The sequence below is a fragment of the Kribbella sp. NPDC048915 genome, assembly GCF_040649595.1.
GTDB lineage: Bacteria > Actinomycetota > Actinomycetes > Propionibacteriales > Kribbellaceae > Kribbella.
The window spans coordinates 218,997-245,427 of sequence record NZ_JBEZFT010000002.1 but is presented as its reverse complement, the minus strand read 5'-3'; the positions used below and the strand labels follow the sequence as shown (position 1 = coordinate 245,427).

Genomic DNA, 26,431 nt, shown 5'->3' with positions numbered 1-26,431 from the left:
CCACCAACGCCACCGACAACCCCAGCGTCGCAGCCCGCAAACCAGCGGCATACCCACCGCTGCCACCACCCAGAATCACCAGGTCGAACGTCGTACCACGCACCGCATCCTCCGATCGGGTCAGGCCAGGATCAGCCACGGGTCCTCCAGAAGCTCCGTGAGGTCGGCGAGGAATCGCGCACCGACCGCGCCGTCGAGGATGCGATGATCGGCCGACAGTGTGTACCGCATCCGGGTCCGCGCGACGATCGATCCGTCCTCGGCGACGACCGCCTCGCGCTTCGAGGCTCCGACCGCGAGAATGGCCGACTCCGGCGGATTGATGATCGCGGTGAACTGCTCGACGCCGTACATCCCGAGGTTGCTGACCGTGAAGGTGCCACCGCTCATCTCGTCCGCTGTCAGCCGCCGCTCGCGGGCGCGCGCTGCCAGCGTCGCGGCTTCCTCCGCGATCGCTCCTACGGACTTGCGGTCGGCGTTACGCACCACCGGCACGAGCAGTCCGTCCTCGAGCGCAACCGCCACGCCGACATTGACCTCTCGATACCGTCGTACGACGTCCCCGTCGAGGGAAGCGTTGACGTCCGGGTGCTTGCGCAGTACGAGTGCACAGGCCCGCACCACCAGGTCGTTCACGCTCACCTTCTGCCGCCCAGCCGCGGTCAGCCGGGCGTTCAGCTCGGCCCGCAGCCGGACCAGCTCCTCGACGTCGGCCACCGCGGTCAGGTAGAAGTGCGGCGCAGTACGCGCGCTCTCCGCGAGTCGGCGCCCGCTGGTCTTGCGCAGCCCTCCCAGCGGCACGTTCTCGACGTGCGCTTCGCCTTGCGGCGTACTCGGCCGGGACCGCTCGACCACGGGCGCGCTGTCCTGTGCCGGTGTCGCATCCGGTCTCGCTGCGGAATTCGCCGCCGCCAGGACATCGGCCCGGATGACTCTCCCGCCGGACCCGCTGCCGCGGATGGTCGCGAGGTCCACACCCAGTTCCCGCGCATCACGCCTGGCCAACGGAGATGCCGGGACCCGCTCCCTGCCGGCCGCCGGAGGCGCAGCGACGACCGGTGCGCCGTCCGTCGCCGCGGTGCCGGTCCCGCCATCCACCTCGGCTTCCACATCGACGTCCACGTCAGCCTGGTCGTCACCGATGAGTGCGATCGGATCCCCGATTCGGGCTTCTTCGCCTTCGGCGACCAGGATCCGGCTGAGCACGCCGGTCTCGTAGGCCTCGTACTCCATGACGGCCTTGTCGGTCTCGATGTCGGCGAGGATCTCGCCGGCGGTCACCAGATCGCCGGCCTGCTTGTGCCAGGTGGCGATGGTGCCGGACTCCATCGTGTCCGACAGCCGTGGCATCAGGATCTTGCCCATGTCCGTTCCTCTCACCGAAGCCGGCTGACGGCCGCAAGGGTCTGCCGGATCGCGGTCTCGACATCCGCCGCCGACGGCAGCGCCGCACTCTCCAGAGTCTTTGCGTACGGCAACGGCACTTCCGCCATCGCCACCCGCCGTACCGGCGCATCGAGCTGGTCGAAGGCGCCGTCGGAGATTGTCGCTGCGACCTCGGCCCCGATCCCGTACGTCAGCCAGTCGTCCTCGAGGACGACCGCGGCGTGGGTCTTGCGGACCGACCGGACGATCGTCTCCCGGTCGAGCGGCCGCAGGCTGCGCAGGTCGACGACCTCGGCGTCGATCCCGTCGGCGGCCAGTCGCTGCGCGACCTGAAGCCCGACCGCTGCCATCCGCGAGTATCCGATCACGGTGAGGTCGCTCCCGGTTCGGGTCACCGCGGCCCGTCCGATCTCCGCCGGTACGTCGGCGTCCGGCACCTCACCCTTGGTGTTGTAGAGCGCCAGGTTCTCCAGGAACAGCACCGGGTCGTTGTCCCGGATCGCCGCCAGCAGCAAGGCTTTCGCGTCCGCTGGGTTGCTGGGGGCAACGACTTTCATGCCGGGGACGAAGGCGTAGTACAACTCGACGTTCTGCGAGTGGGTGGCGCCGAGCTGCTGACCGCCGCCGCCGGGTGTCCGGATCACCATCGGGACACTGGACTGGCCGCCGAACATGCCATGGATCTTGGCTGCGTGGTTGACGATCTGGTCGAGTGCGAGCAGCGAGAAGTTGATTGTCATGATCTCGACGACCGGACGCAGGCCGAGCATCGCCGCGCCGATCGCGGCGCCGGTGAACCCTTCCTCGGCGATCGGTGTGTCGCGGACGCGCTGATCACCGAACTCCTTGAGCAGCCCAGCGGTGATCTTGTACGAGCCCTCGAAGACACCGATCTCCTCGCCGATCAGGAAGACCTGGTCGTCGCGGATCATCTCGGCGCGCAGGGTGTCGTGAATCGCCTGCCGGTAGGTCATCTCGGTCATGCGTCGACCGCCGTGAACAGCGGGTCGGCGGGTAGTCGCTTGAGGTCGTTCGGCACCGGCGTCGCGTAGTTGTAGTCGAACAGCGTCGCGACATCCGGTTCCGGGCTCGCGTCGGCGAAGCTCACTGCGGCAGCGACCTCGGCGGTCACCGACTCGTCGAGTGCCTCCAGCTCCGAAGCGGTCGTCGCGCCGTTGGCGAGCAGCTGATCGGCCAGCGCGAGCAGGGGATCGGCGGCACGGAGCGCGGCTGCCTCTTCCTTGGTCCGGTATGCCGCGGGATCGATGACGGAGTGGCCACGCAAACGTGAACTCACAGTCTCCAGCAGCGTCGGACGCCCTTCCCGGGCGGCCGCGACGGCGCGCTCGGCGGCCTCCTTGACCGCCAGCACATCGTTCCCGTCGACGCGTTCCCCGTGCATCCGGTACGCCGCCGCGCGCTTGTACAACTCCGGTTCGGCGGAGGCATGCTCCACGGTCGTACCCATCCCGAGCTGGTTGTTGATGACGACGTACACGATCGGGAGCTTCCACAGCGCGGCCAGGTTCAGCGACTCGTGGAAGGCGCCGATGTTCGTCGAACCGTCGCCCAGGTGGCACATCACCACCTCGCTGCCACCGCGGTAGGCGATGGCGAAGGCGGCGCCGGTGGCCAGTGGCAACTGACCGCCGACGATCCCGTAGCCGCCGAGCAGGCGGGTCTCCACGTCGAAGAGATGCATCGAGCCGCCCCAGCCCTTGGAGACGCCGTCGCTGCGGCCGAACAGCTCGGCCATCACCCGGCCCGCCGCGATCCCGCGGGCAAGCGCGTACCCGTGTTCGCGGTAGCTGGTGAAGAGGTAGTCGGTCGGGCTCAGCGCGGCCGACAGTCCGGTCACGGTGGCTTCCTCGCCGAGATTGAGGTGGCAGTAGCCGCCGATCTTCGCCTCGGTGTAGGCGCGAGCGGCGCGCTCTTCGAAGCGGCGGATGAGCAGCATCTGCCGGTAGTGGCCGACCAGCTCGGACTGCTTCGGCTGCGGCTTTCGGCGGCGAGTGCGCCGGTCCCCGGCGGGTGGCCGGCCGTCATCAGGGATCATGTCGGATCTCCTCGAACAGGGGAGGGGCCACGGATTGCGAGACCCCGCATAATGACACTAAACCGTATCATTTGCGTCGGAGAGGGTGAAGAGTGGATGGACGAGGTGGCGGCTGACGGTCCACGCAAGCGTGGCCGGCCGACCCGGTCGGAGCGTGAGCAGCGGCGTGAGCAGATCCTGGACGCCGCGGTGCGGTTGTTCCTCGAGCACGGGTACGGCGGTGTTTCGCTCGATCGCCTCGCCGCCGAGGCGAAGGTCACCAAACGCACGATCTACGTCTATGTCGGCGACAAGACGGCGGTGTTCACCGCGGTCGTCGGCAGGCTGAATCGAGACGTGTTCGCCGACGGGGAAACGACGGACCTGGAAGCTCTCACGAGCCGGCTTGTCCTGACGCTGCACTCCGACGTCGCCGTCGGTCTTCATCGGCTGGTGATCGCGGAGGCGAAGCAGTTCCCGGAGCTGGCCGGCAGCTTCTATGCGGCTGGGCCACAGCGGTACGTCGACGCGCTGAGCGCATTGCTCGGCCCGTCGGCGGCGACCGGAGAGCAGCTCTTCGCCCTGCTCCTCGGCGAACCGCACCGCCGTCGGCTCCTCGGCCTCGAACCGGCACCTTCGCCTGCGGAGGCCGAACGTCACGCGTCCGCGGCCCTGGCCGCCCTGGGGCTGCGGGCGACGTGAGATCGAGCGAAGGTGACGGCCCGCAGTCGATGGGCGTGCGATTCACCGCGCGGCGATCGCGCGCAGTCCTGCCAGGAGTGGCGTGGTCGGTCGGCCGATGAGGCGTTGCAGTTGGTCGGTTGCCGCGGCCGAGACACCGGCCGCGACGTCCGCGTCGAGTTGTACGAGGAACTCGACCGTCGGCTCGTCGAGACCGGCGGCACGCAGGACGTCGGCATGTTCTGTCGATGACAGGTCTTGGTACGTCACCGGCGTACCCAGTGCTTCCGAGATCGCCGCCGCGAGTTCCGGATAGGTCCAGGACACGTCGCCGGTCAGTTCGTACGCCACGTTGTCGTGACCGTCGGTGCTGAGCACGACCGCGGCCGCTTCGGCGTAGTCGAGATGGTCGGCACTGGCCACCCTGCCGTCGTGGACGCTGCCGATGATCGTGCCGGTGGTTCGAGCCGAGTCGAGGAGTGCTGCGTAGTTCTCGTGGTAGGAGTTGTTGCGCAGGATCGTGGAGGTCAGACCGGACGCGCGGATCATCCGCTCGGTGGCTTTGTGCTCGGCGACGATCGCGGTCTCGCTGGTGTCGGCGTGCGGTGCGCTGGTGTAGACGATCCGCGACACCCCGGCCTGCTGGGCGCTGCGGATGACGTTCGCGTGCTGATTCATCCGGCGGCCGAACTCGTTCCCCGAGATCAGCAGGACGACATCGACATCGGCCAGCGCAGCGTCGACGGCTGCCCGGTCGTCGTGATCGGCGATCCGCACCTGGACCGACTTGTCCCGCAACGGCGCTGCCTTTTCCGGGTTGCGGGCGACAGCGACGACCCGATCGGATGCCACGCGAGTCAGCAGCTGGTCGACGACCAGCCGGCCCAGTTGTCCGGTCGCGCCGGTGACGGCAATGAGGTCCGACATAACAACTCCTCTGAAGCTTGATCACGCAACGGGATTGATAGTTCGTAATACGAACCATAATAGTTCGTAATACGAATCATAATAGTTCGTACTACGAACCGCAACCCCTAAGCTTCCTGGGGTGGCCGGCCGGTCTCGTCGAGCTCCAGGAAGACGACCGGTGCCTCGTTGTCCGCGACGACGCGACCCAGCAGACTTGCCAGCGTGTCCCGCTCGGCCCCGCTGAGTCCCGCCGTCAGACGGTCGATCCGTCGGCACGTCTCGGCGTAGAACTCATCGGCCAGTTGGCCACCCCGAGGCGTGAGTGCGACCCGCACGGCGCGGGTGTCTCGCGGATCGGGCTCACGCCGTACGAGTCCGTTGCGCTCGGTGCGGTCGACAAGCCCGGTCATACTCGACTTGGCCAGCCCGAGCATCGCGCCCAGTTCGCTCATGCTGTACGGCTGGGCCATCAGGACGCACAACAGTTGCCCTTGCTGGGGTGTCAATCCTCGTTCACGGCTCGACTGCGCATACACGGCATCGACCAGAAATGTCGTTCGCACCAGGCCGGCGACGACACCGATCCGTCCGTCCTCGTTCTTCGCCACGCTGCAACGGTATCAGCCGCAACGTGTTCAATTCGCGTCACGAATTATCTAGCCGATGCGCGTCGGTCGGGTACCACCTGGATGGTGCCGCTCGGCGTCCAGTTGGCGAACCGGACGCTCCTCTGGCCTTCGATAGGTGCGTCTCCGGTGCGTCGCTGGGTTGGCGTGGTCGACAATGTGTCGATCCGCACGTCCGTCAGTGCTGTGCAACTGTACGTTGACAAGTACAATTGTCAACGTATTGATGACAACCCCTGATGTCTTCAGCGAGTGTGCCGGTGTGTCCCCACGCAGCCTGAGGAGGAACGGAATGTCTCAGAGTCAGATGACGCCGGTCAGCAGTCCGGAGGTCACCCTGGTCGAGGGCAGCACCTTCTGTATCTCGGCCACGGACGGCGAGATGGCAGCTGACCGGGTGGATGGTTTGTACTACCGCGACACCCGCATCATCAGCAGTTGGCGGGTCGTCCTCGACGGGCGCCCGCCGGAGCCGTTGGCGGTCCAGCCCGGTTCGCCGTACGAGGCGACGTTCGTAGGGCGCCGCCGGGGTGACGGTGCTCCGCTGCTGATCGAGCGTCACCGTCTGGTCGGTGACGGCATGCGTGAGGACCTGGTGCTGCGCAATCTCGGCTCCGAGGACACCGCGTGCCGGCTCACGATCGAGGTCGGCGCCGACTTCGCGGACACGTTCTCGGTCAAGGCCGGTAACCCCAAGCCACTCGGCCCGGTTTCCTGGACGGCGTACGACGAAGACCTGCTGGCCGAGGCGCGCGCGAACAACGGTCAGCGTGGTGTCCGGGTGCGTCTGGAAGGCGGGCGCAGCATCGGGCCGGGACTTCTGGCGGTCGACGTGGTGATCCCGGCCGGCGGTAGGTGGCAGAGTTCGGTCCAGGTCTATCCGATCGTCGACGAGGAGGAGCGCGCTCCCGCGTACCGGCACGATGAGCCGGTTCACGACTCGAAGCCGGCCACCCGGTTCCGGAAGTGGCGCGGTGCGGCGCCGGAGATCGAGGGCGACGAGAAGCTCAGCGCGGTGCTCGATCGGAGTGTGCAGGACTTGGGTGCGCTGCGGGTCCGCTGGAGCGGGCCTGACGACGAGCCGACCGAGGTGGTGGCCGCCGGCGTGCCGTGGTTCATGACGCTGTTCGGCCGGGATTCGTTGCTGACGGCATGGATGACGCTGCCGATCGACCAGGAACTGGCCCTGACGACGCTGAACGCACTCGCCGAGTTGCAGGGCCGCCGGGTCGATCCCTTGAACGAGGAAGAGCCCGGACGGATCCTGCACGAGGTGCGCAACGGGACCGCGTTCCCGCTGAGTCCGGGCAACGCGGTGTACTACGGAACGGCGGACGCCACGCCTCTGTTCTGCATGCTCGTCGGCGAGCTGCTCCGCTGGGGTACTCCGAAGGAGCGCATCGCGCCATTGCTGCCGCACGTCGACCGCGCGCTGGACTGGATCATCCGGTACGGCGACCGTGACGGGGACGGCTTCGTCGAGTACAAGCGAGCCACCGACCGCGGGCTGTTCAACCAGGGCTGGAAGGATTCGCACGACTCGATCAGGTTCGCCGACGGCCGGTTCGCGGAGCCACCGATCGCGCTCGCCGAGGTCCAGGCGTATGTGTACGGCGCGTTCGTGGCGCGAAGCGAACTCGCCGCTGCCTTCGGTGACGAGGCCGCGGCTGCTCAGTGGGCGGAGCGGGCTGCTCGGTTCAAGGAGCGGTTCCATGAGGCGTTCTGGCTTCCCGACAAGGGGTATCTTGCGATGGCGCTTGACCGGGACAAGCGCCCGGTCGATGCGCTGGCGTCCAACATGGGCCATTGCCTGTGGACCGGACTGGCCGAGCCGGACGTCGCCGCGCGGGTGGCGGAGCGACTGATGTCACCGGAGCTCTTTTCCGGCTGGGGTTTCCGGACACTGGCGAGCACGATGGCTGCCTACGACCCGATCAGCTACCACAACGGCTCGGTCTGGCCGCACGACTCGGCAATCTGCGCGGCCGGCCTCGCGCGGTACGGCTACACCGAGGAGGCCGCCCGCAGTGCGGAAGGCCTGCTGGCGGCGGCCGCGTCGTTCGGTGGACGACTGCCGGAGCTGTTCTGTGGATTCGATCGCTCGGAGTTCACGCTGCCGGTGTCGTATCCCACCTCGTGCTCGCCGCAGGCCTGGGCAGCCGCTGCACCGCTGCTGCTCCTTCGGTCCCTGCTGCGCCTGGACCCGGACGTGCCGGCTCGGACCATCCGGGTCGCGGAACGCCTTCCCGCCGGATTCGGGCCGATCAGCATCCGGAATCTGCGCCTGGGCGACCATTTGGTGACCATCAAGGCCGATGACCACGGCGTGGATCTGACCGGTGCCGCCGATCTGCGACTGCTGCGTGAGTCGAAGCTCTGACACTCCGGGCCGTTGGATGTCGTCTCGATGACGACGTCAGGCTGATCCGGTCCGCCGGCCACGGTCGGCGGACCGGATCTTCTCCGTTGTGCGATCGAGGGCCTTGATCCGATCGGCGAAGGCAGGGTGGCTGCGGCTCAGCCGTGGGCCGGCCTCGGACAGCGGGTCAAGGAGGTCGGCCGGGTCGTTGCTGCCAAGTGCCTGGCTGACCCGCTCGACACTCGTCCGGGCGGTCGGCGTCAACCCCGTCAGGGCGGTGATCTCACCGGCGAGCTGCCGCAGGGCCGCGGCGTTCGCGCGAGCCCAACCGGCCACTGCGCGATCGCCGGAGCGCTTGTCGCGGGCTGCCTGAACCCGCTGTTCCCGCGTTCCCTCCGGCACCTCGCCGGGACTCGGGGTGAGCCGGAGATAACGGCGCTCGGCCGCTTGGCGACTGGTGAGCCCGAGGGCGGGCGCGATCTCGGACCAGGTGACGCCGCAGGCCCGAGCCGCGGCGATCAGGGCGGGTTCCCATTCGGTCAGCTGATCCCGCAGCTCACGCATGGCGGTCAGCGCAGCAAGCAGTTCCGGGCCGTCCGCCGCCGGCCTGCCCATCGCGGCACGCTGCGGTGGGCGACTGCCGGCGTCGGTACGGCCCGGAACGGCAAGCTTGGTCATGACCTGGATCAGTTGGGTGACCGCGTGTTCCGCGACGGAATCCTTGGCGGATCGAGATGCTTTCGCCCGGGCAGCCACTGGAACCTCCGTGTCGTCAAGGCAACGACATCCGACTTGGTCATCGTACAGATGACAGGCTACCGGGCTCACTCGCACGGAACACGCCACCCGGCTACGCGGCCATGTCCTTGTGAGCGGCCGGGGGTCGGGCAGGTTCAGGCTGCGACGGACCGGCCGAGAGGTCGCCGGCCTGTTCGAAGAAGGTCATCGCCGGGGTCGGGCGCACCAGACGGCGATACACGCGCTCGTAGCCGAGCGTCATCACGCTGAGGTCGAAGTTCTCCTCGACGTGGCGGCGGCAATCGACCGGGTCCAGCAGCTTGGCGTCGCGAATAGCCTCCGGGAGCTCGGCAGGGTCGTCGACCACGAATCCCGTGACTCCGTCGACCACCACCTCAGGAACGGATCCGCGGCGCAGCGCGACCACTGGCGTGCCGCACGCCATCGCCTCGATCATCACCAGCCCGAACGGCTCCTCCCAGCAGATCGGGAACACCAGGCACCGCGCGCGGCCCAACAGGTCGGTCTTGGTGGCGAAGTCGGCCATCCCGATGTGAGTGGCGTCCGGGCCCAGGCGGGGTGCGACGTACTCATCGAAATAGGCCTGCTCCGGCGGCTCGCTGCACTTGCCCGCACAGACGATCGGCAGCCCCGCTTCCCGGGCGGCGTCGATCGCCAGATGCGGCGCCTTGTCCTGGCAGTACCGCCCGAGCCACACGACCTGGTCTTCCTTCTCCTCCCGATAGGGGAACGCGGCGACATCGATCGCGTTGTGGACGGTGCCCACCCAGGGCAGTTCCGGGGCCCGGGCCCGCTGGGCATCGCTGATCGCCACCAGGGAGATCGTGTCTCCCAGTTGCTTGTAGTACTCCAGGAGTTGGCCTTCGACCGGACCGTGCATCGTGACAACGGTCGGCACGTCACGCCCGCGCGCCAGCAGTGGACCGGCCAGGCAGTGGTCGTGCACCAGATCGACCGGCCTGCCCGCCTGCTCCTCGGCCGCCAGGATCCGCGCCGCGGCCGCCGCCTGGACCACCTCAGGAGTCGGCTGACCGAGCAGGTCCGACGGTGGTACGTCGTACGTCCGGGCGAACCGTGCCTTGGTTCCGTTGTTGCCTGCTGCAACAAGTAGGACGTCATGGCCTCGAGCGACCAGGCGGTCCGTCAGATCTCCCACCACCGCCTCGATGCCGCCGTACCCGGCCGGCGGAATGTCGAACCACGGCGGCGCGATCATCCCGATCCGCAACGACGACCCGTCGCCGGACCGCACACTCCTGGTCCGATCAGCTCCGAGCCCGTCCCGAAGCACCTGCATCACCTCCGAAGAATTGTGTTCGCTCTTGGGAGACTGACGGCCACGCCCGGCCGCCAGGTCGCGCCGGGCCAACAGACCCGTCAGGCCGGCGCGACGACGACAATGTTGTAGCATGTCATCGAAACGATGACAACCAGCATGTCATCCGATCGCTGACGGCGGCCTGGCGCGCCACTCGGTCCCCAGGGGCGAGGGCGGCGGATCAGGCGGGATCGGAAGGCTGACGCCGGTGCTCGCGCCCGCTTCCGGCGCGGACTTCACCGCTCAACTGGGCGAGCTGCGCTTCGAGCTCGGCCACCCGGGCCTGCAGTTCGACCACGCGCCGCACGCCGGCGAGGGTGAGGCCCTCGTCGAGGAGCGTGCGCACCTCGACCACCTGATCGATCTGTTGCCGGCTGTAGCGGCGCTGGCGTCCGTCGGACCGGCTCGGACGCACGATGTCCTGCTGGTCGAGTCGCCGCAGGAAGGCATGCTGGACGCCGAGCATGTCCGACACCTGTCCGATGGTGAACAAAGGGGCTCGCGCATCGTCGAGCGGCAGCTTCACGGAGTACCTCGCACATCGAAAAACTTTGCACTCAAGTATTAGGTTTCCTCCGCTCACCGGCAAGTATGCCGGGCGGGTTTCGCCGAGCGCGGGGCGAAACGCGCAGCCCATGCTCAACCTCACGCCGACCTTCTGCTCGGCTGCATCACAGCCATATTGCACTTAACTTGCAACTCTGATAGTAGGTAATATGCACCGGGTGGCCTCGCAAGGTGAGGGTCGAGTCGTTGAATCCGTCGCGAACCTCGACATGAGCCCAGGCGTGGCGTCCGGCGCGCGGAGGCGAACTGGGGGAGTCGGTCGGTGATCTCGGAAGGTGCTGCACGCTCTGTGGACGGGTCTCGTCGACGAGCTGAGGTTCCCGACCTCACCTGCGTCGCACCACGCGGCCCGGCCGGCCACGTGCAGGCCGTTCGGATGCGGGCTGTTCCGTATCACCCGATGCCTAGGTCCTGACCACCTCGCTCAGCCGTCTTCACTACGGGGGTGACCGATGCTGACACTGCTTCTGGTTCTGACGGTGCTCGGCCCGCTCGCGGTGTGGTACATCGCATCGCTGCTGGACAGCTCCGAGCACGAGCGCTGGCTTCGTGCTCTCGATGCTCTGCGCGAGCTCGAGTCCGACGACCGCACTGACGACCGCAGTAACGAGCGCCAGCCAGGCTCGGATGATCCGGCCGGGACGCAGCGAGTTGCTGACGGCAACGATCCCGGACGCAACTGGCGGTTGTTGCCGGAACGAATCAACTGACCACTGGACCACGGGAGGCTTCGCATTGCCATGACGACCATGTCCTTCATCGGCCGAGACATCGGTGTCGACCTCGGCACCGCGAACACCCTCGTCTATGTCCGCGGACGGGGCATCGTGCTCGACGAACCCTCGGTGGTGGCGATCAACCTGCACACCGGTGGCGTCCTTGCCGTCGGCGCCGAAGCGAAGAAGATGATCGGCCGCACGCCGGCGCACGTGGTGGCGACACGTCCCCTGAAGGACGGCGTCATCGCCGACTTCGACGTCACCGAGCGCATGCTGCGCTATTTCATCCAGAAGGTGCACCGCCGGTCGTGGAGCAAGCCGCGGATGGTCGTCTGTGTGCCCTCGGGTATCACCGCCGTCGAGCACCGGGCCGTCGTCGAGGCCGCAACCCAGGCGGGAGCCCGGCAGGTGCACATCATCGAGGAGCCGATGGCGGCCGCCATCGGCGCCGGCCTTCCGGTCGCCGATGCGACCGGCAGCATGATCGTCGACGTCGGCGGCGGAACCACCGAGGTCGCGGTCATTTCGCTGGGCGGCATCGTGGTGGCCAGGTCGATCCGGACCGCGGGGGACGAACTGGACAACGCGATCGTCCAGTACGTGAAGAAGAACCACTCGTTGCTGCTCGGCGACCGGACGGCCGAGGAACTGAAGATGGCCATCGGTTCCGCCTGGCCGGCGCCGGAAGGAGACCTGCAACGCGCCGAGATCCGCGGCCGGGACGTCATCACCGGTTTGCCGAGGACGGTCGAAATCACCACCGATGAGCTCCGTACCGCACTCGAGGAACCCGTGAACGCCATCGTCGACACGGTGCGAACGACACTGGACGAGTGTCCGCCGGAGTTGGCCGGCGACATCATGGACCGTGGCGTCGTGCTCACCGGCGGCGGGGCGTTGCTCCGCGGTCTCGACGAGCGGCTGCGTCAGGAGACAGGTATGCCGGTGCATATCGCCGACGACCCGCTCCACACCGTTGCCCTGGGCGCCGGTCGCTGTGTGGAGGAGTTCGAGGCGCTCCGGACTGTGCTCGCGGCACGTACCCGCTCACTGCTGCCTGCCCACGCGCGATGAGGAGGCCGTTCACGAACCGTCGCCGGCAGCGTCCGAAGGTACTCCTCGGACTCTCGATGCTCGCCGCCATGGGACTGCTGTGGCTCGACGTGCGGGCGCCGCAGACGCTCGAACCTGCCCACACGGTGGCCGCCACGATCCTCGGTCCGGCCGAGCGCGTGGTCGGCACCTTCGCCCGCTCAGCGTCCGGTCGCATCCGTGCCGTCGGTGGCCAGAGCGAGAACGTCGCCGCCCTGCGTCGCGAGAACGCGACCTTGCGTGCGCAACTTCAGGCGAGCCGGATCGACGCACGACTGTCGCGCGACCTCGGCCGGCTGCTCGGGTCCGCTGCCCGTGGGCGCTATCGGGTGGTGCCGGCTCGGGTGATCGCGTTCGGCGCCGACCAGGGCTTCGCCCGGACTGTGGCGATCGACCGCGGCGAGCGAGACGGGGTCCAGCGGGACATGACGGTCGTCGATGCGACCGGGCTGGTCGGCCGGGTGGTCGCTGTGGCTCCCTCCTCGGCAACCGTGCTGCTGGCCGTCGATCCGACATCGACCGTGGGCGTGCGGGTTGTTCGTACCGGTGACATGGGGATGCTGACCGGCTCCGGTGACCGGGCGCCGACCCTCGAGCTGCTCGATCCGCAGGCGCCGGTCCGAGCAGGCGACGAGATCGTCACGCTCGGGTCGGCGGGCGGACGGCCGTTCACGGCCGGCGTACCGGTCGGCGAGGTCGGCCAACCTGTCCCCGTGGCCGCGAAACCGGTCCGGGCTCTGACCGTACGTCCCTCCGCCGACTACGCCGCGCTGGACGTCGTCGGGATCGTGATCGAGCCGCCCGGGACAAGGCCGCAGCCGACAGTCCGGCCGACCGGCCGCGGGGGAGGCCGATGATGCAGCCCCTGCGAGCTGTTGCCTGCGCCACGGGCGTCATCCTGGCGGTTGTTGCCCAGGTGGCATTCCTTCCTTGGCTTCAGTTACCGGGGCCGACCCCGGATCTCGTCCTGGTCACGGTGGTCGGACTCGCCATTGCTGCCGGACCAGGTCCGGGAACTGTCCTGGGTCTGCTGGCCGGGGTGGTACTCGACGTGGCACCTCCGGCCGACCATGCGATCGGTAGCTGGGCGATGTGTCTGTGCCTGGTCGGCTATCTCGCCGGGCTGCTGACCGGTCCGCGGCGACCGCGCCTGGCGAAGTATGTCGTGGTGGCGGCCGCCGCGGCCCTGACACCTCTCGGCTACCTGCTGGGCGCAGCCGCGCTCGGCGATCCACGAGCACGACTCGCCGACTTGCCGGCGCTCCTGCCGGGCCAGGTGGTCTACGCGCTGCTGCTCGCGCCGGCGATCCTGCCGGCAACGGCTTGGCTCGCGCGGGGACGATCCCGCAAGGAGGTCCCGTGAGGACCGCCACGCGATCCAGATTGCTCGGCATCCAGGTGCTGATCCTCTCCCTCGTTGCGGCACTGGGTCTCCAGTTGGCGTACTCACAGGTGGTCGCCGGAGACCGGTACCAGGACGCAGCTGCTGACAACGGCGTCCGTGAGGTCGTCACACCCGCCGTGCGCGGGCTCATCCTCGACGCAAGGGGCCGGCCGCTGGTGCGGAACCGGAGCCGACTCGTCATCTCGATCGACCGCAGTGCCCTCGAGCGGCAGCCGGACCGCGGCGACGCAGTCCTGGCGCGGCTCGCTTCGCTGCTCGGTCGCCCGGTGTCCGAGCTCCGACGGCAGATCCGTCCTTGCGGCCCGGGCATCACCAAGCCGTGCTGGAGCGGATCGCCGTACCGTCCCGTGCCGGTACTCGACGACGCGCCGTTACAGGCGGCCCTGCAGATCATGGAGCGCCGCGAGCAGTTCCCGGCGGTCAGGGCAGAGGTTGTGGCCGCGCGGGAGTACCCCGCGCCCGCCGGTGCTCGCGCCGTCCATCTGCTGGGTTACCTGCAGCCGGCGGACGAACAGGCAATGGCCGCGCAGCGGGCGCGCGGCAGGCGGGACCCAGAATTGCAACGCGCCGATCTGGTCGGCCGTGCCGGCCTGGAGAAGCAGTACGACGAGGTGCTTCGTGGTACCCCCGGTACGACCCGGCTCGTCGTGGACCATGCCGGCCGGGTCACCGGCAGGATCGACGAGGTTGCACCGGTTCCCGGGAGCCATCTGGTGACAAGCATCGATGCCGACGTCCAGGCCGTCGCCGAACAGGAACTGCTGGCCGCGATCAAGCGGGCCCGTGGCGAGGTCGACCGCAACACCGGCCGGCGATATGCCGCCGACGCCGGAGCGGTGGTTGTGATGGACGTGCACACCGGACGCGTCCTCGCGATGGCCAGCTACCCGATCTACGACCCTCAGATCTGGGAGGACGGGATCTCCATGACCGACTACCGGCGCCTCGTCGGTGAACAGACCGGCGCACCGCTGCTGTCGCGCGCGTTCCAAGGTGGTGGCGCCCCGCCCGGTTCGACGTTCAAACCGATCTCGGTCGCCGCAGCGGTCGCCGCCGGGTTCCCGCTCGGGTCGAAGTACCCGTGCCCGAGCTCGCTGCGGATCGGCGGCCGCCAGTTCCGGAACTTCGAGTCGCGAGGGTACGGCGACATCACGCTGGCCCGCGCGATCGAGGTGTCCTGCGACACCGTCTTCTACGGCATCGCGGAGCGGTTGTGGCGTCGCGACGGAGGGAACCGCCCGGTCGCCCAGCCGGCCGACGCGCTCCAGCGGATGGCCAGGTCCTTCGGCCTCGGCGAGCCCACCGGTGTCGACCTGCCAGGGGAGTCGCCCGGCCGGATCGCGGACCGAGACCACAAGCGGCGCTCCTGGGAACGGACCAAGCACGAATCCTGCCGGCGAGCATCCTCCGGTTACCCCGAGCTGGCCCGGACGGACCCCGCGCGCGCCCGGTTCCTCAAGGAACTGGCGAAGGAGAACTGTGCGGACGGCTTCCGCTGGCGGGTCGGCGACGCAGTCAACTTCGCCATCGGGCAGGGCGACACGCTGGTGACCCCACTACAGCTGGCCCGCACCTACGCGGCCATCGCCAACGGTGGCACGCTCTGGCGCCCGCAGGTGGCCCGAGCGGTGATCGGTCCGGACGGCCGCGTAGCCACCACGTTCGAACCCGAGGCCACCGGGCGGCTCCCCCTCTCCCGAAACACGCTCAGCTACCTGCGCAACGCGCTCACCGGTGTCACGACCCGCGGATCGGCTGCCTGGCGCTTCGCCGGCTGGCCGCACGACAAATACCCGGTCGCTGCCAAGACCGGTACTGCCGAGGTGTTCGGGAAGCAGACCACCTCCTGGTTCGCGACCTTCGCACCAGCGGACAAGCCGCGCTACGCCGTCGTGATGACGGTGTCCCAGGGCGGCACCGGCACCGGCAGCGGTGCGGCCGCGCCGTCGGTACGCGGGATCTACGAGGCGCTGTTCGGGATCGGCCGGCCGCCGGTACTGCCTGGAGGCGTTCCCTCGGCGTCACTGCCGCCGATCCGCCCGAACGGGACGGTGGGTGGACGATGATCCCGCTGCTGCGCCGTCTCGATTGGTTGCTGGTGTGCGCCGTACTCGGACTGTGCGGTATCGGATCGATGCTGGTCTGGTCGGCGACCAGAGCGCGCCAGCTCGCCGCGGGCGGCGATCCGAATGCGTACCTCTACCACCATCTGGCCACGATCGCGATCGGTGTCGTCCTGGCCTGCGCCATGGTGCGTTTCCGTTACACCCGGCTGCGGACGTACGGTCCGGCCGGCTATCTCGTCGCCGTGCTCGGCCTGCTCCTGGTCCTGACACCACTCGGTCGCACGATCAACGGCTCGCACTCCTGGATCGTGCTCGGCGGGTTCACCCTGCAACCGTCCGAGCCGGCCAAACTCGCGCTGTGCGTCGGTCTGGCGCTCCTGCTGGCTGACCGAAACGCTTCCAGCACCGGGTATGACAGAGCGGTTCTGCCGCAATCGCTCGCTCTGGGTGCGCTGCCCATCGGCCTGGTGATGTTGCAGCCCGACCTCGGTTCGGCCGCCGTGCTCGCAGCGATCGTCGCCGGCGTCCTGGTCGCCGCCGCGCTGCCGGCGCGCTGGCTGATCGCGCTCGCGACGGCGGCCGCGCTCGGTGCCGCCGGCATCGTTCGCTTCGGTCTGCTCAGTCAATACCAGATCGATCGGCTCACCGCGTTCACCGATCCCAGCCTGGATCCCGACGGAGTCGGTTACAACGCCCAGCAGGCACGGATCGCGATCGGCTCGGGCGGACTCACCGGCAAGGGGCTGTTCCACGGAACCCAGACCGCCGGGCAGTTCGTCCCCGAGCAGCACACCGACTTCGTCTTCACCGTGGCCGGAGAGGAGCTCGGGTTTCTCGGCGCCGGCATTATCCTGCTGCTCTTCGCCGTGCTCCTGCAGCGCGCCTGCGCGATCGCCATCCGGTCGAACGACCTGTTCGGCGCCCTGTTGGCGAGCGGTATCGCCTGCTGGTTCGGGTTCCAGACCGTCGTGAACATCGGGATGACCCTCGGGGTCGCACCGGTCACCGGCCTCCCGCTGCCGTTCGTCTCGTACGGCGGCTCGGCGATGCTCGCCAACCTGATGGCCGTCGGCCTCCTGCAGAACGTGCACCTGGGCACCTTCGGGATTTCTGGCAGCCGAGCACCGTCTCCAGACCGCTTCCTCGCGACCGCGAAGTACAGGTGATGGGCGCCCGGGCGTGTCCCGGCGGCGAGCTCCGTCGAGCTCCACCGGGACACGCCGGTACTGCGTGCGTGGTCAGGCCGGCTGGCCGCTCGGGTGCTCGTGCCTGACGTGCCGGGCAACGGTGCCGCACAGCCAGCCGAGGCCGCCCAGGGCCAGGGCCGCGACGCCCCAGTCGACTCCGGACAGGTTCCAGGCGAGCGCATGGTCGAGGCTGTACCGGCCGGGGCCGGTGAAGGCCAGCGCGGCCGCGGCGACGATCAGTGTGAGCGGGTACTCGTACCCGAGGTCGGCGTTCCACAGTCCGTGCGGACGGTGCACCACCCAGGCCGCGTTCGCCAGCACCGCGATGATCGCGGCGGCGGCTAGCGGACTGGCGAAACCGACGGCGAGTCCCAGGCCGCCCAAGAACTCCGCCAGGCCGAGCAGCACGGCGAAGCTGCGGGCGGGACGCCAGCCCAGCTTCTCGACCATCTCCGTGGTGCCCTGCACACCCTGTCCGCCGAACCAGCCGAAGAGTTTCTGAGCACCGTGGCCGGCCATGATCAGGCCGACCGCGCCATGGAGCAGCAGCAATCCGAGATCCATTGTCCTCAACTCCCTCCAGCCTGTCTGTTTAGCGTTTCTCAGTCCGGGACTGCTCGGCCTGGAACATCCAGGACTGCTTCTCGAGGTCGGCCGTGACCTGGATCAGCAGGTCCTGCGTGACCGGGTCGAGCCGGCCGGCCCGATCGATGCGGTCGCGCATCCGATCGATCACCTTGACGTAGGCGTCAGCGAAATGGGACACGACGGTGTCGTCGGTCAACCAGCCCGGTGGCAGCTGCGGAATCCCCGACTGGGCGGCGACCCGGACCGCACGGGCATCCGGGGCGACCCCGAGTGCCGACGCCCGCTCGGCCACCGCGTCGGCATGCCGACGGGCCGCATCGACGATCTCGTCGAGCTGCAGGTGCAGCGTGCGGAACCGGGGACCCACGACGGTCCAGTGCGCCTGCTTGCCGAGCATGGACAGGTCGACGAGATCGACCAGAGCCTCTTGCAGCAGCTCACCGGTCTCCGTTCGGGCTGCGTCCCCGAGCGAGCAGTGGATCGGAATCATCGTCAACTCTCCCTCACAGGACAACGAACGTGACCCGGACCTGCGCGCGACCGCCCCGGCAACGGCCGGAGCGGGGCACCGCGGCCACGGGGTGTCAGTGGTTAGCACTCTCACCATGAGAGTGCCAAGACTGGATATAGCACGACGCGGCCGCGACCGGCAACCGCGACCGGTCGTCGACGACGCGGCCCGAGAGCGGACTGGATGTGATCTTGTCAACAAAACGATGACTTGTGGGAATGTCAACGGCGCGTTAGAAGTTGAACCGGGCAGAAGCTCCGATCCAGACGGAACACAGTGGAGGTGATGACAGATGATCCGCACTGATCCGTTCCAACTGTTCGACCAGCTGACGCGGCAGTTCACCGACCAGTGGACGGCGCGCAACGCGATCCCGATGGACGCGTACCGATCGGACGACGCGTACGTGCTGTCGTTCGACCTTCCGGGCGTCAGTCCTGAGGCGATCGACGTGAACGTCGAGCGCAACGTCCTGACGGTCAAGGCCGAGCGGCCTGGCCTCACGGTCCACGACGGTGACCAGGTCCAGGTCTCCGAGCGACCGCACGGGACCTTCACCCGGCAGATCGTCCTCGGCGACAACCTGGACACCGACCACATCGAGGCCGGCTACGAGGCCGGTGTGCTGAAGCTGCGGATCCCGATCGCGGAGCAGAGCAAGGCCCGCAAGATCGAGATCAGCGGCAGCGACCGCAAGCAGATCAACGCCTGACACGCTCCGGCCGGCCGGCGGCGGAGCCGCAGGTCGGCCGGGACCGGCCCGCTTGCCGCTTGCCCGGGGGCCCGGCCACTGCCTCTGATCGAGGCGGGACATCGCCATGTCGGGCCGGCAAACCCCGGGCGCGGCGGCGGGACCATGAAGCGAGCGAATGAGAGGGGGTGAGTAGCATGGCGCTTCCGATTCGACTCGGGAACAACCGAAGCAGTGCGAACAGTGACAACGTCGTGCGACCCGCGCGCTGGTGGCCGACCGACCCCATCGAGGGATTCGAGGACATCTACCAGCGGATGGACCAGCTCCTGCGCTCCTTCGGCAGCACGGTCGATCGCACCGGCTGGTCGCCGTTCCCGATGGACATCGAGGAGACCGACGACGCCTACGTCGTCGAGATCGACCTGCCCGGCGTCTCCCGCCACGACGTCACGCTGGAGGTCGACGGGCGTGAACTGAGGGTGTACGGCGAGATCAAGGAGCGGGAGCGCAAGGGCTTCGCGCGTCGGCAGACCCGTCGAACCGGCCGGTTCCAGCACACGGCGACCCTGCCGGGCGAGGTGGATGTCGAGCGCATCAGGGCCTCTCTGGACGACGGTGTGCTGATGATCCGCGCGCCGAAGGCGAAGGCCGGCACGGCGCATCGGGTCCAGATCGGCAGCGGCCGCCTGGCGAGCTGAGCCCCGGGCCCGCCGTTCCGCACCGAGCGGGTGGCGGGCCCGAACCGGCGGTGGACCTCGTCCGGCCGGAGTGCTCGTTCCTGAGTTCGCCGGTGCCGAAGGTGCCCGTCGGCCGACTCGCTACGTTCGGTCCCGTGTCCGCGCCGCCGAAGTGGGTACCGGCGGCAGATGGAAGCTCTCCGTGTCGGACTGGTCGCTGATCCGGCCGCGCCGACTGAGATCGCGCAGGAGCTGACCGATCTGGGCCCGGTCGGCGGGAGCGACGCGTGGGAGGTCACGGTGCTGAGCGAGCCGTTCACCACCGGCTCCGAGGACGTGGACACCGCCGTGGACCGGCTCCAGGACCACGCTCGCCGACGGGACTGGGATCTGGTGGTCGGTCTGACCGAACTTCCGCTCCACGACCACGACGGACAACACGTGCTGGTCAAGACCGATCCGGGCGAACAGATCGCCGTACTCTCATTGCCCGCCTTGGGTGGACTGCGGATGCACGCCCGCGCCCGCCGGGCGGTGCGCTCGCTGATCAGCCGCATGGCGAACCCGAGCCGGAACGACAAGCGTTTTGTTGCTCTGCCGTGCCGCGGCGGTCACTGGCGCCTACTCGTCGGTATGGTGCTTGCCAATCGTCCCTGGCTGTTGGTGCCAGGGCTGAAGTCCGCACTGGTCGCGGCATTGGCGACCGGAGCGGTGGCCACGATCAACTCCACGGTCTGGCTGGTGGCAGGCACGATGTCGTGGTGGCGCCTGGTGGTTGCGACCGTCGCCTCGATCGCCCTCGCGATCGGCGGGGTCCGGGTAGTGCTCGTGGCCAGGGACGAGACGCGGGGCCGAGTGGGCCATGGACTGGTCGGTGTGCGGAAACCGCAGACCCGTTCACCACGCCTTCATCGGCAAGGGATGCGACGCTGGGCCCTCAAGGTCGGTTCGGACGCGGTCGCGATAACTTTGCGGCGTCTTGTTGCATCACATCGTGTGGATACTTCGACACGATCTGAAGGGTGATGACGATGAGGGGCTCGAGGTTGTGGGCCGGAGTGCTGCCAGTGAGCGCGATCCTGGCGGCAGGCGTCACGGTCGGCCCGGCGAGCGCCTCGCCGGCAGTAGCGCCGACCGGGGTTCAGCAGGTGACCGCCGCGTGCAAGATGTCGGTCGGTTCGGTGACTGATGCGGGCGATCACTACATCCGCGAGTACACGGCAACCACTCCGCCGTCGATGACGGGGGAGACCGCCGGTCTCCCGGCGACGTTCCTGGATGCCGGGATGGCTGGTTCCATGGTGAAAGAGCCGGTGGCCGCCGGTTCGCGGTACTCGGGCTGGATGGTCTTCGGCAACGTCATGTGGGCTGTCAGCTACGAGGTCGACGCGCAGAACAAGCCGATCGCGGGTACGACCAAGACGGCCCGGGTCGGAAGCGGCTGGTCCGGGTACAGCTACTTCGAGACCTCTCGTACCACCACGCGGACGAATCAGTACGCCCTCCGCTCGGACGGCACGCTGTTCCGGTGGACGATGAGCGGCACTACGTGGGCTGCGAAGGTTAGTGCCCCCGGCTTCTCGTCGGTGCGGGCGATGGCTCTGATCAGTCAGACTTCGGCGTACGACACGTTCCTGGCCACGACCCGCGGCGGCGCCCTGTACTCCGTCCGCGTACCGACGGCCGGCGCATTCAAGCCGGTGGTGAAGATCGTTCGGAATGCGGGGAGCCGGTGGGAGAAGCCCATCAACCTGATCGCGGAGCGCTGCGGCCAGTACGGCACCTTGCTGATCGGCATCGACCGCAACGGTGAGAACGCCGAGATGTTCGCGATCGGCCACGTCAACGGCACCGCGACCGTCATCAACGAACTCCACTGGGTGGACGCCGAGTTCGCCGACCCGGTCTACTTCCGAATGACCGGCCGCCCAGACCTGACCCCGCCGCTGAACGGCGAGTAGTCGGCCTCAAGGCAATACCGTCACCGACCCCACGCTCGTTCAGGTACGCCGCGGCCGACTGGGAGGGTCCGACGGTCAGGTGGTTGCTGGGCCGATGTGGGCGGTCAGTCGCCAGGATCGGGTCTGGCCGGCGGCGAGGATCTGATGGGTCCCTGCTTCGATGCCTTCAACGACAGACAGTGGGTAACCGGTGCAGGGTTCCAGGACCAGGACGTCCAGTCCTCGCCAGCCTCCGCCGTACGACGCGAAGAGCCAGCAGGACGGGAGGTCGGCGACGGCCCAGGACAGCTGGAGGCCGGTCCGCGCGGCAGGATGACGTACTTCGCAGAACCCGCGTTCGAGGGTGGTGGCGATCAGGAACTCCGAGACTCCGCGCCGGGTCGTGTCGGGAAGCGTCCGCAGATCATGCCGTACGCCGTCCGCGGCCAGCCAGGGCCAGGTGAACGTGCCGCCCGCCGGACGCGCTCTCGGGTTCCCGAATTCGTGCACGAGCACGTCTCCCGCGGCCATGTCGACGACGGTGTCGGGCTGGAGCGCGACTGCCACATGGCTCTTCCAGAGGAACGGCTGATCGACCCGCCCGGAGTTGGTGATCCGGTAGTCGACGACGAGGTCGGATCCGGTGCCGAGCGTGAGCCGTTTGACCACGGCCGTGCCGCTGATCGCGCCACGGATCGTCAGCTCGAGCCACACCGCTCCCGGCGCTGATCCGGTGGTCCAGGCCCACGGCACGGCCCACAGTTCGCCGTGGTCCGGCACGGGTTCCCCGGCCAGTTCCTCCGGCATGTCGTTGGGGTAGAGCTCGTCCCAGCCGCCGAGGAACTGGTCGTCGTAGCTCGACCCGAACGCCGCCGGCCGGACCGGGACCCGGTCGTTACGCCACAGCAGTTCGCAGTCGGCGCGCTTGTCGACGATGCCGATGACCTTGCCGCCGAGATCCGGCAGGACGACGACGCGGATCACCGAGTTCTCCACGATGACGGTCCGCTGCCCGGCCAGCGACCACTCGGTCGACAGGTGCGGGTCAGTCGACACGAAGTTTCTCCATCACGTCCACGTCGACCTCGACGCCGAGTCCGGGGTGCTCGAGCGGGACCTCGACGTACCCGTCGGCGAACGCGATCTCGCGCCGGACCAGGTCCCGGGCGATCGGTGAGGTGGACACGGTGTGCTCGATCAGCCCGCCGTTCGGGATCGCGGCCGCGAAATGGGTCGAGGCCGCGACCAGGACACCGCTCTTGAAAGCGTGCGGAACCAGCCGCCGGTGCCGCGTGTGCGCCAGCCACGCCAGCCGCCGGCCGGCCGTCAACCCACCACACCGGGCCAGGTCCGGCTGGATCAGATCCAGCTCGCCGTCGTCGATCAGGGTCTCGAACGCCGCGTAGCTGCTCTCCTGCTCACCGCCGGCGATGGTCAGCGACGTACGACGAGACAACTCCCGGTAGCCCGTGATGTTGTCCGGGGCAACGGGTTCCTCGAGCCAGGCGACGCCGTAGTCCTCATACATGGCCGCCATCCGCAGCGCGGTCTTGGTGTCCCAGACCTGGCCGGCGTCGATCATCACGTCCATCTCGTCACCGACGGCCCGGCGGATCTGCTTGATCAGTTCCTCGTTCAACGACAGGTCCTGACCGATTGGTCCCCAGCCGAACTTGATCGCCCGGTACCCCTGCTCGGCGTGCTCCGCGGCCGCTCGCGCGGCCAGCGCCGGCGTGTCCGGCATGACCAGACTGGCGTACGCCGTGAGCCGCTCGGCGTGCGGGCCGCCGAGCAGCCGGGCCACCGGCACCCCGAGAACCTTCCCGGCCAGATCCCACAGCGCGATGTCGACGCCGCTGATGGCGTGCATCGTCGCGCCGCCGGAGAAGTAGCGGCTGCCGTCCACCATCGCGTGCCAGGCGACCTCGAGGTCGAGCGGGTTGCGGCCGAGCAGGATCGATCGCAACCCGCGCGCGATCAGGTGTGACGGCTCGGCCTCGACGACCGCCTTCGCCACCAGGGGAGCCGAGTCGACCTCGCCGACGCCGACTGTGCCGTCGCTGGCCGTGACGAAGATCAGCAGGGTGTCCTGCGTCCCGTCGCAGCGGGCGGCGTCGACCTCGGACAGCCGCAGGTGGACGGCCTCGACATCGGTGATGGTCAGATTCGTCGCTGTGCTGGACATTCACTCTCCCGTCGATGGTTCGGGGGTCGGCAGGACCGCGTCACCGAGCTCCTCGGCGACGATCTCGCGGATCCGCGGCAACCAGCCGACGAGGTCGTCCGGGGTCGTCCGGCCGACCACCGCGCTGATGCTGATCGCGCCGGTCGGGCGGCTCGGCGAATCCAGGAACAGCGGCAGGGCGATGCAGACGATGCCGAGATCGTTCTCCTGCAGGTCGAGCATGTAACCGTTGCGCCGGCCTTCCCGGAGCGCGTCGTGCAGCGCCTCGGGAGTCCGCAGGGTGTGCGGTGTCCGGGCCTCGAGCGGCCCGTGGTCGGCGACGTACCGGTCGACGTCGTTGCGGTCGGTGAGCTCGTGCATCAGCAGCGCTTTGCCCAGCCCGGTGCGGTACGCCGGATTCGAGCCGCCGATCACCGAGCTCATCTGGAAGGTCGGCCGGCTCGGCGAGACCTTCGCCTGGTACACGATGTTGCCGTCGACAAGGACTCCGTAGTGGGTGGTCTCGCCCGTCTCGTCCGCGAGCCGCCGCAGCAGCGGTCCGACGATGAGACTCGGCGCCCTGGCCTCGTGGTACCCGAAGACCAGCCGCATCAGGTCGAACCCGAGATGGTAGAGGCCGTCGGCGTCCTGCCGCGCGAACCCGGCCTGGACCAGCGAGCCGAGGGCGCGATGGGCGCTCGACTTCGGCGCGCCGAGCGCCGCGCTGACATCGGCCAGCCGGGATCCGTCGGGGTGTTCGGCCAAGTGACGCAGTACCGCGAGCACGCGGGCCGAACCGGTCAGCGGGCTCGTCTCTTCGGCCTCCTGGCGACCTGTTCCCATCGTCCCCCGCCTTCGTGCCAATGGTTGACGTGACCCTCATCTGTCCTCCTACTATGCCAGTAGGTCCCGCTGACAGGAACAGCGTTCCGATAAATGGAACGAGGGAGTTATGGCGCAACGTGTCGCAGTACGCCCGCTTGCCGACCGACCGGCCGTGGGTCGTGCGCCCCGCCGCGGCCTGACCATGACCCGGCGCCAGGCGTTGTGGTGCTACGTGTTCATCGCTCCGGCGGTGCTGGGCCTGCTGCTGTTCTCCCTCGGCCCGATGCTCGCGTCGCTGGGGCTGAGCTTCACGTCGTACGACATGCTGAGCAACCCGGTCTGGGTGGGCGGTCAGAACTACAGCGCCCTGGTCGCCGACCCGATCTTCCGCAAGGCGCTCAGCGTGACGCTGATCTACGGGGTGGTCAGTGTTCCCGCGACGATGATTCTGGCGCTGATGCTGGCGATCCTGCTGAACTCGAAGCTGCCGGCGCTGAAGTTCTTCCGCTCCGCCTACTACCTGCCGAGCGTGATCAGCGGCGTCGCGGTCGCGATGGTCTGGAAGTGGATGTTCAACGGCGAGTACGGGTTGATCAATGCCGGTCTCGCCAAGCTCGGCATCAACGGACCGTCCTGGCTGACCGACGAACGGTGGGCGTTGCGAGCGCTGATCGTGATGAGCCTGTGGGGATTCGGCGGCACCATGCTGATCTATCTCGCCGGTCTCCAGGGCGTGCCGAACGAGCTCTACGAGGCGGCGAAGGTGGACGGCGCCTCCACGTTCCGGCAGCACCTGCATGTGACCGTGCCGATGCTGTCGTCGGTCACGTTCTTCAACCTGATCATGGGCATCATCAACAGCCTGCAGGTGTTCGCCGAGCCGTTCGTGCTGACCCAGGGCGGCCCGAACAACTCGACCCTGCTGCTGTCGGTGTACCTGTACCAGAACGCGTTCCAGTACTTGAAAATGGGCTACGCCTCCGCGATCGCGTGGGTCGCGTTCGCGATCATCATGGTGCTCACGCTGCTGGTCTTCCGGTCGATGCCGATGTGGGTCCACACCGAGACGGAGGACGAGCGATGACCCGGCGTACGCGGCTGCCGATCGGGACCTGGATCCGGCTGATCGTGCTGTCGACCGGCTGTTTCGCCGTCCTGCTGCCGGTCGCCTGGATGGTGCTCACCTCGCTCAAGGCGCCGGACCAGGTGTTCGTGACGCCGCCGCTGTGGATCTTCACCCCGCAGTGGCACAACTACGTCGAGGTGTTCCAGCTGGTGCCGTTCCAGCGGTACATCCTCAACACTGCCACGATCGTCGGCTTCGTGGTGCTGGGCACGCTGCTCAGCTGCTCGTTCAGCGCGTACGGGTTCGCGCGTTTGCGGGCACCCGGCCGGAACGCGATCTTCCTGGCCCTGATGGCAACCCTGATGCTGCCGACCACGGTCACGCTGGTGCCGACGTACATCGTGTTCAACCATCTCGGCTGGCTGAACACCTTCAAGCCGCTGATCCTGCCGGCGTTCTTCGGCTCGGCGTTCTTCATCTTCCTGTTCCGCCAGTTCTTCCTCGGCATCCCGCGGGAGCTGGAGGAGGCGGCCCGGATCGACGGTGCCGGTTACCTGCGGATCTGGTGGACGATCTTCCTGCCACTGAGCTGGCCGGTGATCGCGACCGTCACCGTCTTCACCTTCATCGGCACCTACAACGACTTCTTCGGCCCGGTGATCTACCTGTCCGACGAGTCGAAGTACACCATCGCCGTTGCCCTGTCCTACTTCAGCGGTTCGCCCCGGATCGGGCCGCAGATGCACCTCACCATGGCCGCGACCACGATCGCCGCACTCCCGTCGATCCTGATCTTCCTGCTGGCCCAGCGCTACTTCATCCGGGGCATCGCCGTCAGCGGCGTGAACAAGTAGCCC

At 68.3% G+C, this 26,431-nt stretch carries 27 protein-coding genes; 14 read left to right on the top strand and 13 right to left on the bottom strand.

Features of this window, described 5'->3' with window-relative positions; translation table 11 throughout:
• Positions 1 to 120 precede the first annotated feature (120 nt).
• Genes AB0B82_RS02300 through pdhA form a run of 3 tightly spaced genes read right to left on the bottom strand, consistent with a single transcriptional unit; the run spans position 121 to position 3,442 of the window.
• On the bottom strand, positions 121 to 1,365 hold the full coding sequence (locus tag AB0B82_RS02300) for a dihydrolipoamide acetyltransferase family protein (RefSeq protein ID WP_360161543.1): 1,245 nt from the start codon (positions 1,363 to 1,365) through the stop codon (positions 121 to 123).
• Between the two features lie 11 nt (positions 1,366 to 1,376).
• Positions 1,377 to 2,369 carry an alpha-ketoacid dehydrogenase subunit beta gene (locus tag AB0B82_RS02295; protein ID WP_360161541.1) on the bottom strand — a complete coding sequence of 331 codons (993 nt, stop codon included), beginning with the start codon at positions 2,367 to 2,369 and terminating at the stop codon, positions 1,377 to 1,379.
• Positions 2,366 to 3,442, bottom strand: coding sequence for a pyruvate dehydrogenase (acetyl-transferring) E1 component subunit alpha (gene pdhA, locus AB0B82_RS02290; RefSeq protein ID WP_360161539.1), 1,077 nt, complete (start codon positions 3,440 to 3,442; stop codon positions 2,366 to 2,368). The genes AB0B82_RS02295 and pdhA overlap by 4 nt, the downstream gene beginning before the upstream one ends.
• Before the next feature lie 96 nt (positions 3,443 to 3,538).
• On the opposite strand from pdhA, the gene AB0B82_RS02285 reads away from it, so the two are divergent.
• Complete coding sequence (locus AB0B82_RS02285; protein ID WP_360161537.1) at positions 3,539 to 4,123, top strand: TetR/AcrR family transcriptional regulator; 585 nt, start codon at positions 3,539 to 3,541, stop codon at positions 4,121 to 4,123.
• 42 nt (positions 4,124 to 4,165) lie between these two features.
• Here AB0B82_RS02285 and AB0B82_RS02280 read toward each other — a convergent pair whose 3' ends face one another.
• A complete protein-coding gene (locus AB0B82_RS02280) occupies positions 4,166 to 5,029 on the bottom strand; it encodes an SDR family oxidoreductase (RefSeq protein WP_360161535.1) in 864 nt (287 codons plus the stop codon).
• Between the two features lie 107 nt (positions 5,030 to 5,136).
• Entirely contained in the window at positions 5,137 to 5,619 is a 483-nt protein-coding gene (locus tag AB0B82_RS02275; protein WP_360161533.1) for a MarR family transcriptional regulator, read from the bottom strand.
• Between the two features lie 310 nt (positions 5,620 to 5,929).
• On the opposite strand from AB0B82_RS02275, the gene AB0B82_RS02270 reads away from it, so the two are divergent.
• Positions 5,930 to 8,017, top strand: a complete 2,088-nt coding sequence (locus tag AB0B82_RS02270; RefSeq protein ID WP_360161531.1) for a glycogen debranching N-terminal domain-containing protein — start codon at positions 5,930 to 5,932, stop codon at positions 8,015 to 8,017.
• Between the two features lie 36 nt (positions 8,018 to 8,053).
• Here the strand turns inward: AB0B82_RS02270 and AB0B82_RS02265 are convergent, their stop codons facing one another.
• The 3 genes from AB0B82_RS02265 to AB0B82_RS02255 form a co-directional block, all read right to left on the bottom strand.
• Positions 8,054 to 8,674 (bottom strand): hypothetical protein, encoded by a 621-nt coding sequence (locus AB0B82_RS02265; RefSeq protein WP_360161529.1) that lies wholly within the window; start codon positions 8,672 to 8,674, stop codon positions 8,054 to 8,056.
• A 172-nt stretch (positions 8,675 to 8,846) separates the two neighbouring features.
• Positions 8,847 to 10,052, bottom strand: a complete 1,206-nt coding sequence (locus AB0B82_RS02260; RefSeq protein WP_360161557.1) for a glycosyltransferase family 4 protein — start codon at positions 10,050 to 10,052, stop codon at positions 8,847 to 8,849.
• A gap of 202 nt (positions 10,053 to 10,254) precedes the next feature.
• Positions 10,255 to 10,599, bottom strand: a complete 345-nt coding sequence (locus AB0B82_RS02255; protein ID WP_360161527.1) for a MerR family transcriptional regulator — start codon at positions 10,597 to 10,599, stop codon at positions 10,255 to 10,257.
• 493 nt (positions 10,600 to 11,092) lie between these two features.
• Between AB0B82_RS02255 and AB0B82_RS02250 the strand changes: the two genes are divergently transcribed.
• From AB0B82_RS02250 to rodA, 6 genes are all read left to right on the top strand, one after another.
• Positions 11,093 to 11,350, top strand: a complete 258-nt coding sequence (locus tag AB0B82_RS02250) for a hypothetical protein (protein ID WP_360161525.1) — start codon at positions 11,093 to 11,095, stop codon at positions 11,348 to 11,350.
• Between the two features lie 30 nt (positions 11,351 to 11,380).
• Positions 11,381 to 12,433: a rod shape-determining protein gene (locus AB0B82_RS02245; protein ID WP_360161523.1), complete on the top strand. Its 1,053-nt coding sequence runs from the start codon at positions 11,381 to 11,383 to the stop codon at positions 12,431 to 12,433.
• A 68-nt stretch (positions 12,434 to 12,501) separates the two neighbouring features.
• Positions 12,502 to 13,308: a rod shape-determining protein MreC gene (mreC, locus tag AB0B82_RS02240; RefSeq protein WP_360161521.1), complete on the top strand. Its 807-nt coding sequence runs from the start codon at positions 12,502 to 12,504 to the stop codon at positions 13,306 to 13,308.
• On the top strand, positions 13,305 to 13,814 hold the full coding sequence (mreD, locus tag AB0B82_RS02235; protein ID WP_360161519.1) for a rod shape-determining protein MreD: 510 nt from the start codon (positions 13,305 to 13,307) through the stop codon (positions 13,812 to 13,814). The genes mreC and mreD overlap by 4 nt, the downstream gene beginning before the upstream one ends.
• Entirely contained in the window at positions 13,811 to 15,922 is a 2,112-nt protein-coding gene (gene mrdA, locus AB0B82_RS02230; protein WP_360161517.1) for a penicillin-binding protein 2, read from the top strand. The genes mreD and mrdA overlap by 4 nt, the downstream gene beginning before the upstream one ends.
• Positions 15,919 to 17,088 carry a rod shape-determining protein RodA gene (rodA, locus tag AB0B82_RS02225; RefSeq protein WP_360161515.1) on the top strand — a complete coding sequence of 390 codons (1,170 nt, stop codon included), beginning with the start codon at positions 15,919 to 15,921 and terminating at the stop codon, positions 17,086 to 17,088. Before mrdA ends, rodA begins: the two co-directional genes overlap by 4 nt.
• Positions 17,089 to 17,160: 72 nt before the next feature.
• On the opposite strand, the gene AB0B82_RS02220 is transcribed toward rodA, so the two are convergent.
• Together AB0B82_RS02220 and AB0B82_RS02215 are read right to left on the bottom strand one after the other, a co-directional pair.
• The gene (locus AB0B82_RS02220) at positions 17,161 to 17,673 is read right to left on the bottom strand and encodes a DoxX family protein (RefSeq protein WP_360161513.1); all 513 of its coding nucleotides are present in this window, start codon (positions 17,671 to 17,673) and stop codon (positions 17,161 to 17,163) included.
• Between the two features lie 28 nt (positions 17,674 to 17,701).
• Positions 17,702 to 18,187 carry a DNA starvation/stationary phase protection protein gene (locus AB0B82_RS02215; protein ID WP_360161511.1) on the bottom strand — a complete coding sequence of 162 codons (486 nt, stop codon included), beginning with the start codon at positions 18,185 to 18,187 and terminating at the stop codon, positions 17,702 to 17,704.
• Between the two features lie 313 nt (positions 18,188 to 18,500).
• Between AB0B82_RS02215 and AB0B82_RS02210 the strand changes: the two genes are divergently transcribed.
• From AB0B82_RS02210 to AB0B82_RS02195, 4 genes are all read left to right on the top strand, one after another.
• Entirely contained in the window at positions 18,501 to 18,920 is a 420-nt protein-coding gene (locus AB0B82_RS02210; RefSeq protein ID WP_360161509.1) for an Hsp20/alpha crystallin family protein, read from the top strand.
• A gap of 176 nt (positions 18,921 to 19,096) precedes the next feature.
• Positions 19,097 to 19,600 carry an Hsp20/alpha crystallin family protein gene (locus AB0B82_RS02205; protein ID WP_360161507.1) on the top strand — a complete coding sequence of 168 codons (504 nt, stop codon included), beginning with the start codon at positions 19,097 to 19,099 and terminating at the stop codon, positions 19,598 to 19,600.
• A 279-nt stretch (positions 19,601 to 19,879) separates the two neighbouring features.
• The gene (locus tag AB0B82_RS02200) at positions 19,880 to 20,605 is read left to right on the top strand and encodes a hypothetical protein (protein ID WP_360161505.1); all 726 of its coding nucleotides are present in this window, start codon (positions 19,880 to 19,882) and stop codon (positions 20,603 to 20,605) included.
• Positions 20,606 to 20,610: 5 nt separating this feature from the next.
• On the top strand, positions 20,611 to 21,540 hold the full coding sequence (locus AB0B82_RS02195) for a hypothetical protein (RefSeq protein ID WP_360161503.1): 930 nt from the start codon (positions 20,611 to 20,613) through the stop codon (positions 21,538 to 21,540).
• 75 nt (positions 21,541 to 21,615) lie between these two features.
• Here the strand turns inward: AB0B82_RS02195 and AB0B82_RS02190 are convergent, their stop codons facing one another.
• The 3 genes from AB0B82_RS02190 to AB0B82_RS02180 are packed head-to-tail and all read right to left on the bottom strand — an operon-like array spanning position 21,616 to position 24,526.
• Positions 21,616 to 22,575, bottom strand: coding sequence for a DUF5107 domain-containing protein (locus AB0B82_RS02190; RefSeq protein ID WP_360161501.1), 960 nt, complete (start codon positions 22,573 to 22,575; stop codon positions 21,616 to 21,618).
• Entirely contained in the window at positions 22,565 to 23,704 is a 1,140-nt protein-coding gene (locus AB0B82_RS02185; RefSeq protein ID WP_360161499.1) for a mandelate racemase/muconate lactonizing enzyme family protein, read from the bottom strand. Before AB0B82_RS02185 ends, AB0B82_RS02190 begins: the two co-directional genes overlap by 11 nt.
• The gene (locus AB0B82_RS02180; RefSeq protein WP_360161497.1) at positions 23,705 to 24,526 is read right to left on the bottom strand and encodes an IclR family transcriptional regulator; all 822 of its coding nucleotides are present in this window, start codon (positions 24,524 to 24,526) and stop codon (positions 23,705 to 23,707) included.
• 109 nt (positions 24,527 to 24,635) lie between these two features.
• Between AB0B82_RS02180 and AB0B82_RS02175 the strand changes: the two genes are divergently transcribed.
• Positions 24,636 to 25,592 carry a sugar ABC transporter permease gene (locus AB0B82_RS02175; protein ID WP_360161495.1) on the top strand — a complete coding sequence of 319 codons (957 nt, stop codon included), beginning with the start codon at positions 24,636 to 24,638 and terminating at the stop codon, positions 25,590 to 25,592.
• Positions 25,589 to 26,428, top strand: coding sequence for a carbohydrate ABC transporter permease (locus AB0B82_RS02170; RefSeq protein ID WP_360161493.1), 840 nt, complete (start codon positions 25,589 to 25,591; stop codon positions 26,426 to 26,428). Before AB0B82_RS02175 ends, AB0B82_RS02170 begins: the two co-directional genes overlap by 4 nt.
• The last annotated feature ends 3 nt before the right edge of the window (positions 26,429 to 26,431 follow it).